We start from the raw sequence: 10,354 nt of genomic DNA, 5'->3' as shown, positions 1-10,354 counted from the left end.
GGAATGAAAACTATCGTAACCCACACAAAAAATTCCAGCTGAAACTGCGGCTTGAATTCCATTGGTACTGTCTTCAATTACTATGCAATTTTCTTTTGGAGCTACTGATAAACTCGCAGCATGTTCAAAAATAGCAGGATGTGGTTTCGACTTTGGAAAATCTTCTCCCGAAACAATATGAGTAAAATATTGGTGTAAATTAAAACGAGTAAACACTCTATTAATCGTAACTTTTGAAGCTGAAGACGCTACGATTAGCTGAATTCCGTTTGCGTGTAATTCTTTGATTAAATCTTCTACTCCTTCAATCAAATACAAATCTTCTTTCAAATCGAAAGCTTCATTAAATAAATGACGTTTTCTTAATATTAAATCTTCCACATCTTCTTGTAAATCGAACTGTACTTTTAATTTCTGGAAAATATTTCGAGTGGAATTACCCGTAAACGAACGATACATTTCATCTGAAACTTCGATGTTTAATTCGTTAAAATGTTGGTAATACGCAAAATGATGTACCGGTTCGGTATCTACAATTACGCCATCCATATCAAAAATTACTGTTTGTACCATAAAATTTGTAAAAATTTTAGTTTTGGAACACAGATTTAAGAAATTTTAAAAATTATTATAATTTCTTAAATCTGTGTTCCAAATATATTATTTCAATTAAGATTTAGAATTCAAATTCTCTGCCATCATCCGCTAAAAGCACATTTTCAAAAATAGTTTCTGCTTCGGTTTTAAAAGGTTCGATAGAACCGTAACGTGTGGAATAATGCCCTAAAATTAAGTTTTTAGCATTCGCTAATTTTGCGATTTTGGCTGCTTCTTTCGCAGTTGCATGTTTAGTTTTCTCCGTGTATTGCATTTCCGAATCTAAGAAAGTAGATTCATGATACAACACATCAACATCTTTGATAATGGGAACAATAGATTCATCATACAAAGTATCGCTACAAAAAGCATAACTCATCGGAGCGTCTGGTGGAAACGAAAGCAATTCATTAGCAATTACTTCACCTGAATCTAATGTCACATTGCCTCCTGATTTAATTTTATCGAAATACACTTTTTCAATTTTGTATTTGGCTACTGCTTCGATATTCAAATGGCGTTTTCCTAGCTTTTCTTGAAACAAAAATCCGTTGGTATACACCCTATGATTTAACGGAATGGTTTTTACAATTACCGTTTCGTCTTCAAAAACGACTTCACTTTCTTTGGATTCTAATTCGTGGAAATATAAATTGTATCCCGTAAACGAACCCGAAGCACGTAACTGCAATAAAATGATTTCTTTAATTCCTTTTGGACCATAAACGTGCAAATCATTTTCGCGATTTAGCAACATAAAAGTCGAAATCAAACCAATTAATCCATAAAAATGATCGCCGTGCAAATGCGAAATAAAAATATGATTAATACGAGAAAACTTGATTTTGTGTTTTCGTAATTGTACTTGCGTTCCTTCGCCACAATCGATTAAAAACATATGATTTTTTATGTCTAATACTTGCGATGTTGGATTCGTTATGGTTCTTGGAGTAGCTGCATAACAGCCAAGTATTTGTAGTTTCATTTTTTAGTGTTCAGCGCATGTTCAGTCGCAGTTACTGAATACTGTAAACTGAGACTGTAAACTTTTATTAAAATCCTAAATCGCGTTCAATTTCGTCCATTTCAATCATGTCGTGAGCTTCTAAAACAGAAGGAACTACGTTTAAATAATTGGGAACTTTATCAAAATCAACTGTGTCAGTAACGATAATTATTGATTTTTTTGCTTTTTTGTGGTTTTTGGCTAAGTCTTTAAAATGCACTAAATCGGCATTGGAAATAGCTTTATCTTGCGATACATCTAAAATCAAGTTTTGTCTTTGAAATGCATGATATTCATTAGTTAACTTTTCCACAAAAGCCTCCACATTGTTGTGGGTATCTTTAATTATTGTTGTATGTCCTTTTTGATCTACTTTCATTTGTTGAATTTCTGATTTTATGCTAAGATACTAATTTTTAATCTTACTTGCCAATAAATAAATCACTGCCATTCGCACCGCAACTCCATTTTCTACTTGCTCCAATATTACCGATTGTTGTGAATCCGCTACATCTGAAGTAATCTCCACTCCTCTGTTAATTGGACCTGGATGCATGATTACGATTTCTTTATTTAGCGAATCTAATAATTCTTTAGTAACTCCGTATTGTTGGGTATATTCCCTTGTCGTTGGAAAATAACTCACATCTAAACGCTCGTTTTGAACGCGAAGCATATTTGCTACATCTGCCCATTCTAAAGCTTTTCTTAGATTTGGTTCAACCGTAACTCCAAGTGATTCAATATATTTTGGAATTAATGTTTTTGGTCCGCACACTTTTACTTCGGCGCCTTGCATTTGAAGAGCGAAGATATTTGATAATGCTACTCTTGAGTGTAAAATATCCCCTACGATTACGATTTTCTTTCCACCAACATCGCCTAATTTTTCTCTAATTGTAAAACTATCTAATAAGGCTTGTGTTGGGTGTTCGTGTGCTCCATCTCCAGCATTTACAACACTTGCTCCAATATTTTGTGATAAAAAATGAGCAGCTCCAGGACTGCTATGACGCATCACCACCATATCTACTTTCATAGATAGAATGTTATTTACCGTATCAATTAAAGTTTCTCCTTTTTTTACCGAAGATTGTGCTGCCGAAAAACTAATAACATCCGCTGAAAGTCGTTTTTGAGCTAATTCAAAAGATAATTTAGTTCTCGTACTGTTTTCAAAGAAAATGTTTGCAATCGTAACATCTCGTAAAGATGGTACTTTTTTGATTGGTCGATTGATAACTTCTTTGAAATGGTCAGCCGTTTCGAAGATTAAATCAATATCTTGTTTGGTAATATATTTTATTCCGATTAAATGATTTACTGATAATTCTTTCATTTATATGTAGTTGTGTGTTTGTAGTTATGTTATTTTGTTATTAGATAAACAGCATCTTCTCCATCGTTTTCAAGCCATTTTACTAATACTTTTTCGTTATTTATGGCATCTACTTGTCTTCCTCTATAATCGGGTTGAATAGGTAAATGACGACTAAATCTTCTGTCGATTAAAGTTAAAAGTTCTACTTCTGATGGTCTTCCAAAGGATTGAATCGCAGTTAAAGCGGCATTGATACTTCTTCCTGTATATAAAACATCATCAATAAAAACTACTTTTTTATCTTCTACTAAAAAATCGATTTGGGTTTTGTTGGCTTCTAAAGGTTTTTCGCCTCTTCTAAAATCATCGCGAAAGAAAGTAATATCTAAAAATCCCAATTGAATGTTGGAAACTTGATATTCTGATTCTAAAATTTGTTTGATTCTTTCGGCTAAAAATTTACCTCTTGGTTGTAAACCGATTAAGATAGTATTTGAGAAATCTAAATGATTTTCAATTAGTTGACAAGCTAATCGATGTAAGATAATGTGTACTTCTTTTGAAGTGAGCAAAACTTTTTGACTCATAGTGTGTTGTTTGTACAAATTTAGAATTTATATTTCTAATAGCAATTGTAATGTAAAAAAAATCCCGTTACTATAATTAGCAACGGGATTGATATTAAGAATACATTTTCTTTCTTAATTCTTTGATTTTTTCATCTTCTAAATACTCATCAAATGTCATGTATCTGTCGATAGCGCCATTTGGTGTTAATTCTAAGATTCTGTTTCCTACAGTTTGCGCAAATTCGTGGTCATGCGTTGTAAATAAAACCGAACCTTTGAAATTATTTAATGAATTATTAAAAGCGGTAATCGATTCTAAGTCCAAGTGATTCGTTGGTTCGTCTAACATTAACACGTTAGCTCTAATCATCATCATTCGAGATAACATACAACGTACTTTTTCTCCTCCTGATAAAACGTTACATTTTTTCAAGGCTTCTTCTCCTGAGAAAATCATTTTTCCTAAGAATCCACGAACATAAACTTCATCGCGTTCTTCTTCGGTTTTTGCCCATTGGCGTAACCAATCTACTAAGTTTAAATCTACACCATCAAAAAACTCATGATTATCAACTGGTAAATACGACTGTGTAGTGGTAATTCCCCAATCAAATGTTCCTGCATCTGGAGTCATTTTGTTATTTAAGATTTCGTAAAAAGCAGTTGTTGCTCTTGAGTCTTTAGAGAAAACTACAATTTTATCGCCTTTAGCCATGTTTAAATCAACATTTTTAAACAATGTTTCTCCATCAACTGAAGCTGCTAAATCTTGTACATTTAAAATTTGATCTCCTGCTTCTCTTTCCGTATCGAAAATAATCGCTGGATATCTTCTGCTTGAAGGCTTAATCTCGTCTAAATTTAATTTTTCAATCATTTTTTTACGAGAAGTTGCTTGTTTCGATTTTGCCACATTCGCACTAAAACGACGAATAAATTCTTCTAATTCGGCTTTTTTCTCTTCCGCTTTCTTATTTTGTTGTGCTTTCTGACGTGCTGCTAATTGCGAAGATTCGTACCAAAACGTATAATTTCCAGAATAATGTGTGATTTTTCCGAAATCAATATCTGAAACGTGTGTACAAACCGCATCTAAAAAGTGACGGTCATGCGATACTACTAAAACCGTATTTTCATAATTCGCTAAGAAATTCTCTAACCAACCAATGGTTTCAAAATCCAAGTCGTTGGTAGGCTCATCCATAATCAACACATCTGGATTTCCGAATAAAGCTTGTGCTAATAACACACGAACTTTTAGTTTTCCGTCCAAATCAGCCATTAAAGTATAATGATGTTCAGCACCAATTTCTAAGTTAGATAGCATCGTTGCTGCATCGCTTTCTGCATTCCAACCGTTCATTTCGTCAAACTGCAATTGCAATTCTCCAATTCTGTTGGCGTTTTCATCTGTATAATCGGCATACAAAGCATCCATTTCTGTTTTAATAGCATGTAATACTTTATTTCCCATTAAAACTGTTTCCAAAACAGTGTGTTCGTCAAATAAGTTGTGATTTTGGTTTAAAACCGACATACGTTTTCCTGGTTCAAGAATTACTCTACCAGACGTTGGTTCCATTTCACCTGCAATAATTTTCATGAAGGTAGATTTCCCCGCACCATTGGCTCCAATGATTCCGTAGCAGTTACCTTGTGTGAACGTTGTATTTACTTCATCGAATAAAATTCGTTTCCCAAATTGAACCGATAAATTTGAAACTGTTAACATTTTTGTATTTTTTTATAAAACTGTTGCAAAAGTACTAAAAATAGTAGATTTTTGAACACAATAATTTAGAATTAATATAGGTTTATTTTAACTGTACATTAACAACAAGATTTGAATATAACTGATACATTTGTTCAGAATTAATAATCAAGTACATGATTAAAAATTACATAAAATACTTTTTACCCCTATCTATCGTCCTTTTCTCTACTTTAACTTCTTGTAAAAGAGTCTTTAAGGAAGATGATTATGTTTCGTATTTTGGAGGAGAAATCTTAAATCCTCAAGAGAAATATATATTGTTTTTAAAAGATGATGAAGTTATTGATACGATTTATTTGGATAAAAACAATCGTTTCATGCACAAATTTGATTCGTTAGCTCCTGGTTTATATACATTTAAGCATAATCCTGAATATCAATATGTTTATTTTGACAAGAACGATAGTTTAATGGTTCGTGTAAATACCTTTGATTTTGATAATTCAGTAGTTTTTTGTGGTCGTGGTGATGAAAAGAATAATTTCTTAATGGAATTATTTTTAAAAAACGAAGCCGATCGCTCGATTATGTATGACAATTTTGATAAAGACGTAAAAAGTTTTATCAAGAATATCGATTCTAGTTTTGCTATTCGCAAGTCATTTTACTTAAAACGAAAAGCTGAAATTGGTTGGGACGAAAATTTTGACATCGTAGCAAAAGCAAGTTTAGACTTTCATCACATTACCAAAAAAGAGATTTACCCTTACGCACATCAATTTAGAACTGGTGAAAACATTAGAGCTAGTTTACCAAAAGATTATTACAATCACAGAAAAAATGTTGATTTCAATAATGCGGTTTTAACAAATTACTCTCCTTACATTAAATATGTAAATGTTATGTTGAACAATGTTGCTTTACAAAGTAACAAGGAAGATTTAAATGAAAATTCGTTAGAAAACAACATCACAAAATTAAATATTACTGATACTTTAATTAAAAATCAAAAAGTAAAAAATGTAGTATTGAATAATGTAGCCATGATGTACTTGTTAGAAGATCAAAACATGTACAACAACCAAAAATTTATTGAACGTTATTTACAGTTAACTACTGACAAAGAAAATAAAAAGGAAATTTCCGAAATTTACAATTCAGTTCAGAATTTAAAAGTGGGTAATCGTTTGCCTAAAATTGAATTGGTTGATACTGTTTATAAACCGTTAGACATAAATACTGTTATTAACAAACCAACCGTTTTATTCTTTTGGACAAGTCATGCTGAATCTCATTTTGCAGCTTCTCATAGAAAAGTAATGGAATTACAGGCAAAATATCCAGCTTATGAATTTATTGCTATCAATGTAAATGATAATGTCGCTAATTGGAAAAACGCATTAAAAAAATACAATTTTGAAGGCGTAAAAGAATTACACGCTGTTGATTTTGAAACAATAAGAAAACAATGGGTCATCACAAAAATTCACAGAATTATCATCTTAAATGCAGATGGAACTATTAAAAATGGATTTGCGAATTTGTTTGACGTGAATTTTGAACAGAATTTGAAATAAAATTAGTATTGTTTTTTGGATAACCATTACTAATTAAAAAAGCGTTCTAAATTAGAACGCTTTTTGCTTTTTATATTCTTCAGAAATTATTTATTCCCTTTTTCGTAATCTGCAATAAACTGAGCAATTCCGATATCTGTTAATGGATGTTTTAATAATCCTGTGATTGATGATAAAGGTCCAGTCATAACATCAGCACCAATTTTAGCACAGTTAATTACGTGCATGGTGTGACGTACAGAAGCTGCTAAAATTTGAGTTTCAAATCCGTAGTTATCATAAATTTGACGAATTTCATCAATTAAATTTAAACCATCTGTAGAAACATCATCTAATCTTCCTAAGAAAGGCGAACAATATGTTGCTCCCGCTTTTGCAGCTAATAACGCTTGTCCAGCAGAGAAGATTAAAGTTACATTGGTTTTAATTCCTTTATCAGAGAAATATTTACAAGCTTTTACACCTTCTTTAGTCATAGGTAATTTCACTACGATTTGTTCGTGTAAGTCAGCTAATTCCTCACCTTCTCTAATCATACCTTCTAAATCCATTGCATTTACTTCTGCACTAACATCACCGTCAACAATGTTGCAAATGTCTACGTAATGTTTTAGGATATTGTTTTTTCCTGTAATGCCTTCTTTAGCCATTAACGATGGGTTTGTAGTAACACCATCTAAAATTCCTAATTCTTGTGCTTCTTTAATTTGCTCTAAATTAGCTGTGTCAATAAAAAATTTCATCTTTTTAAATTTTAAAGTATTGTGTGTTGTTTTGAAATGCAAAAGTACGAATAAAAAATTCCAAATTCAAGGGCAAGTGTAAGTTCAAAATCAAATTCAAAATAAGGTGAAATTTAATTCTTCAAATTCAATTTCATCATGATGTCAATTTGTTCGTCATCTCCCAATTTGAAAATATGTTTGTCAAATTCAACAAAACCATTTTTCTTATAAAAACTAATTGCGCGTGGATTTTCTTCCCAAACACCTAACCAAACATAATCAGCGTTTTTCTGCTTAGCAACTTCAATGGCTTTATCATACAATAACTGTCCAACACTTTTACCATGAAATTCTTTTGAAACATAAATTCGTTCAATTTCTAACGCTTTATTATCCTTTAATTCGGTTTGAGATTCGCCAAAATTAAGTTTCAAATAACCAATTACTTCTGCATCAAGAAAAGCAAAATAAAATTCTGCATTTATATTGGTAAGTTCGGTGGTTAATTTTTCTATTGAGAAGCCTTCATCCAAATATTTTTGCATATTTTCTTCTGAATTACTTTCCGAGAATGTTTCAAAAAAAGTTTGTCTTCCTATTTTTTGAAGTTTTTCAATGTCTTGTAATTCGGCTTTTATAATGGAAATATTCTGCATGATCAAATTTTAAGTTAAAGATTCAGAAATTATAAAACAATTACGTTTTGAATACTATTATCATATTCTATAAATTTTCCAACACCGTCTGTTCTAAATATATTTGGTAAATTTTGTATATTTTGATAAGTTGAAAATATTCTTGGAACTACATCTTGAGCTAATAAAGCATGATTTTCTAAAGAAAAAAAGTATTCAACAAAACAGTAATTATAATCTATTTTGTCATAGTATATTGATTCTATTTCATTTGCATCAATATTTTCTTTAATCCAAGTTTCTAAATTTTCTAGTTCTGTAAATTCTCCTTCTAAAATTATCGAGTAATTATATTTTGATAATAGTAATTCACGTTCATCTTTATATGAATCTAAATCATTACCATATTCTATCAACATTTCTCGATATGTACTGTTTTTCATTTGCGATTTTAATTATAATCAGCTACAACTTATAATGATTCATCAACATTTTTTCATAAATTGTATCAGGTAAAATACGTTTTAAAACAATAGAAAACTTTTGCATGAAAGCCCCAACTTTATAATGTACTTTTGGTTTATCGGTTTTAATGATTGCAAAAATTGCTTCTGCCATTTCGTTTGGATTACTACCGCTGTCAACGTGCGAATCCATTTCTTTCAAGGTGTTTCCGTAAGGAACTTCATAAGCTGAACCTTTAACCACCGGAGCATGATAACGTCCTGCGGCAATATTAGTGGCAAAATCACCTGGAGCTACATTCGTTATTTGGATTCCGAAGGATTTTACTTCCATTCGCAAGGCTTCCGTAATTAATTCTAAAGCGCCTTTTGAAGCCGAATAAATCCCACGATAAGGCAAATTATTTCGGATTTCCTCTGTTGGAATTTCTTCGATTGGTCCCGTAATTCCTACTCCAGCATTATTAATTACAATATCCAATCGACCTGATTTTTGAATAACTTCGGCTACGCAATTGACAATACTTTGTTTATCGCGAACATCTAAAGCTACTAATGAAAATATCGAATTAGTGATTTTTTCAGGATTTCGGCTAGTGCCATACACTACAAAACCTTTTTGATGTAAAAACTCGCCAATTGATTTTCCAATTCCTGATGAACCACCTGTAATTAATACTACTTTACTCATTTTAGTGTGAATTATATTGCGAAAATACGGCTTTAAATTATTTCAAGGAAATTCCTAAACCAACTTTCTCCGAAAGCAAGACTTTTCCTTTTTCGATAGTGCTTCCAAAAGCGATGTCGTTGGCAATTAAATTTGCGCCATCTAAATCTACATAATCTACTAATGGAACCAAAACCGCTCCGGCTGAAATTCCAACGGTAGATTCCGTCATGCAACCTATCATGATTTTAAAATCGTTTGCTCGCGCTTCTTTAATTAGTTCTAAAGCTGGAGTTAATCCGCCCGTTTTGACTAATTTGATGTTAATGGTTTTATAATGTGATTTTAAATCGGAAAGTTTGGTTTGTTCTTGGCAATCTTCATCGGCCATCCAATTCGCAAATTTGGAAGCATTCAAATGACTGTAATTTGAAATTCCGACTTTCATAGGTTGCTCAATATAAGTAAATTCTGCTGATAACGGATTTTCTTCCAATTGTTGACATTCGGAAATAGAAAAACTTCCGTTGGCGTCTAAAGCGATTTCTTTATCGCAATTCAACAATAAATTCAATGCTTTTTCATCGTAATGATTCCATTTTACTTTGAATTTATTCCAATCGGATTTTGCTATTTTTTGCAATTGCTCTTCTATTGGAGCGACACTTATGGTGATGGAAGATTCTGGTAATTGCTGTATTTCAATCGAATTCAATTCTAAGAAACTCTTGCTTTCTAACTTCCCAAATAAATCCCAATACGCACAATCTAAAGCCGACCGTAAAAAAGAATGCAATTGTAAACTTTCTAAAAAAGCATAAAATTCAGAAGGATGCTTTAGAGATTGTTTTTCGATTTGAGCTTGAATTTCGGCTAATTTCTGAGTGAAATCGACTAAATTAATTCCGTAGTAATCAATAGCTGTACATTCACCATAACCAGTTTTTCCATTTTTGGAAAGCGAAACAATTAAGGCTTCTCTAAACGAGTAACTTCCATAACTAATTGAAAACGTTTCTTTTAGTTGTAAGCGAATAATTTGCCAAGTGATTTGCATAGGAATTAGAATTGATGTA

General features: G+C 31.7%; 12 protein-coding genes. 1 reads left to right on the top strand and 11 read right to left on the bottom strand.

The features are described from left to right. From L6Q46_RS10460 to L6Q46_RS10435, 6 genes are all read right to left on the bottom strand, one after another. On the bottom strand, positions 1 to 573 hold a 573-nt coding region (locus L6Q46_RS10460), incomplete at its 3' end, for an HAD family hydrolase (RefSeq protein ID WP_291284253.1). A 103-nt stretch (positions 574 to 676) separates the two neighbouring features. Next, on the bottom strand, positions 677 to 1,582 hold the full coding sequence (locus L6Q46_RS10455; protein ID WP_291284252.1) for a ribonuclease Z: 906 nt from the start codon (positions 1,580 to 1,582) through the stop codon (positions 677 to 679). 67 nt (positions 1,583 to 1,649) lie between these two features. Beyond that, positions 1,650 to 1,982 carry a ribonuclease Z gene (locus L6Q46_RS10450; RefSeq protein WP_291284251.1) on the bottom strand — a complete coding sequence of 111 codons (333 nt, stop codon included), beginning with the start codon at positions 1,980 to 1,982 and terminating at the stop codon, positions 1,650 to 1,652. A gap of 30 nt (positions 1,983 to 2,012) precedes the next feature. After that, entirely contained in the window at positions 2,013 to 2,942 is a 930-nt protein-coding gene (locus L6Q46_RS10445) for an aspartate carbamoyltransferase catalytic subunit (protein WP_194096931.1), read from the bottom strand. Positions 2,943 to 2,971: 29 nt separating this feature from the next. Beyond that, positions 2,972 to 3,511 carry a bifunctional pyr operon transcriptional regulator/uracil phosphoribosyltransferase PyrR gene (pyrR, locus tag L6Q46_RS10440; RefSeq protein ID WP_166236036.1) on the bottom strand — a complete coding sequence of 180 codons (540 nt, stop codon included), beginning with the start codon at positions 3,509 to 3,511 and terminating at the stop codon, positions 2,972 to 2,974. Between the two features lie 94 nt (positions 3,512 to 3,605). Next, positions 3,606 to 5,225, bottom strand: coding sequence for an ABC-F family ATP-binding cassette domain-containing protein (locus L6Q46_RS10435; protein WP_291284250.1), 1,620 nt, complete (start codon positions 5,223 to 5,225; stop codon positions 3,606 to 3,608). A gap of 155 nt (positions 5,226 to 5,380) precedes the next feature. Between L6Q46_RS10435 and L6Q46_RS10430 the strand changes: the two genes are divergently transcribed. Next, the gene (locus tag L6Q46_RS10430) at positions 5,381 to 6,784 is read left to right on the top strand and encodes a thioredoxin-like domain-containing protein (protein ID WP_291284249.1); all 1,404 of its coding nucleotides are present in this window, start codon (positions 5,381 to 5,383) and stop codon (positions 6,782 to 6,784) included. Between the two features lie 86 nt (positions 6,785 to 6,870). On the opposite strand, the gene fsa is transcribed toward L6Q46_RS10430, so the two are convergent. From fsa to L6Q46_RS10405, 5 genes are all read right to left on the bottom strand, one after another. Further along, the gene (gene fsa / locus L6Q46_RS10425) at positions 6,871 to 7,527 is read right to left on the bottom strand and encodes a fructose-6-phosphate aldolase (RefSeq protein ID WP_026726663.1); all 657 of its coding nucleotides are present in this window, start codon (positions 7,525 to 7,527) and stop codon (positions 6,871 to 6,873) included. 113 nt (positions 7,528 to 7,640) lie between these two features. Next, positions 7,641 to 8,165, bottom strand: a complete 525-nt coding sequence (locus tag L6Q46_RS10420; protein ID WP_291284248.1) for a GNAT family N-acetyltransferase — start codon at positions 8,163 to 8,165, stop codon at positions 7,641 to 7,643. Positions 8,166 to 8,194: 29 nt separating this feature from the next. Further along, positions 8,195 to 8,587: a hypothetical protein gene (locus L6Q46_RS10415; RefSeq protein ID WP_291284247.1), complete on the bottom strand. Its 393-nt coding sequence runs from the start codon at positions 8,585 to 8,587 to the stop codon at positions 8,195 to 8,197. Positions 8,588 to 8,609: 22 nt separating this feature from the next. Next, positions 8,610 to 9,299, bottom strand: a complete 690-nt coding sequence (locus L6Q46_RS10410) for an SDR family NAD(P)-dependent oxidoreductase (protein ID WP_291284246.1) — start codon at positions 9,297 to 9,299, stop codon at positions 8,610 to 8,612. Positions 9,300 to 9,336: 37 nt separating this feature from the next. Then, positions 9,337 to 10,354: enolase C-terminal domain-like protein (locus tag L6Q46_RS10405; protein ID WP_291284245.1), on the bottom strand; the 1,018-nt coding region annotated here is incomplete at its 5' end.

The sequence above is a fragment of the Flavobacterium sp. genome (assembly GCF_023151265.1).
GTDB lineage: Bacteria > Bacteroidota > Bacteroidia > Flavobacteriales > Flavobacteriaceae > Flavobacterium.
The sequence above is the reverse complement of the archived record's forward strand: the minus strand, read 5'-3'. Positions and strand labels throughout refer to the sequence as shown.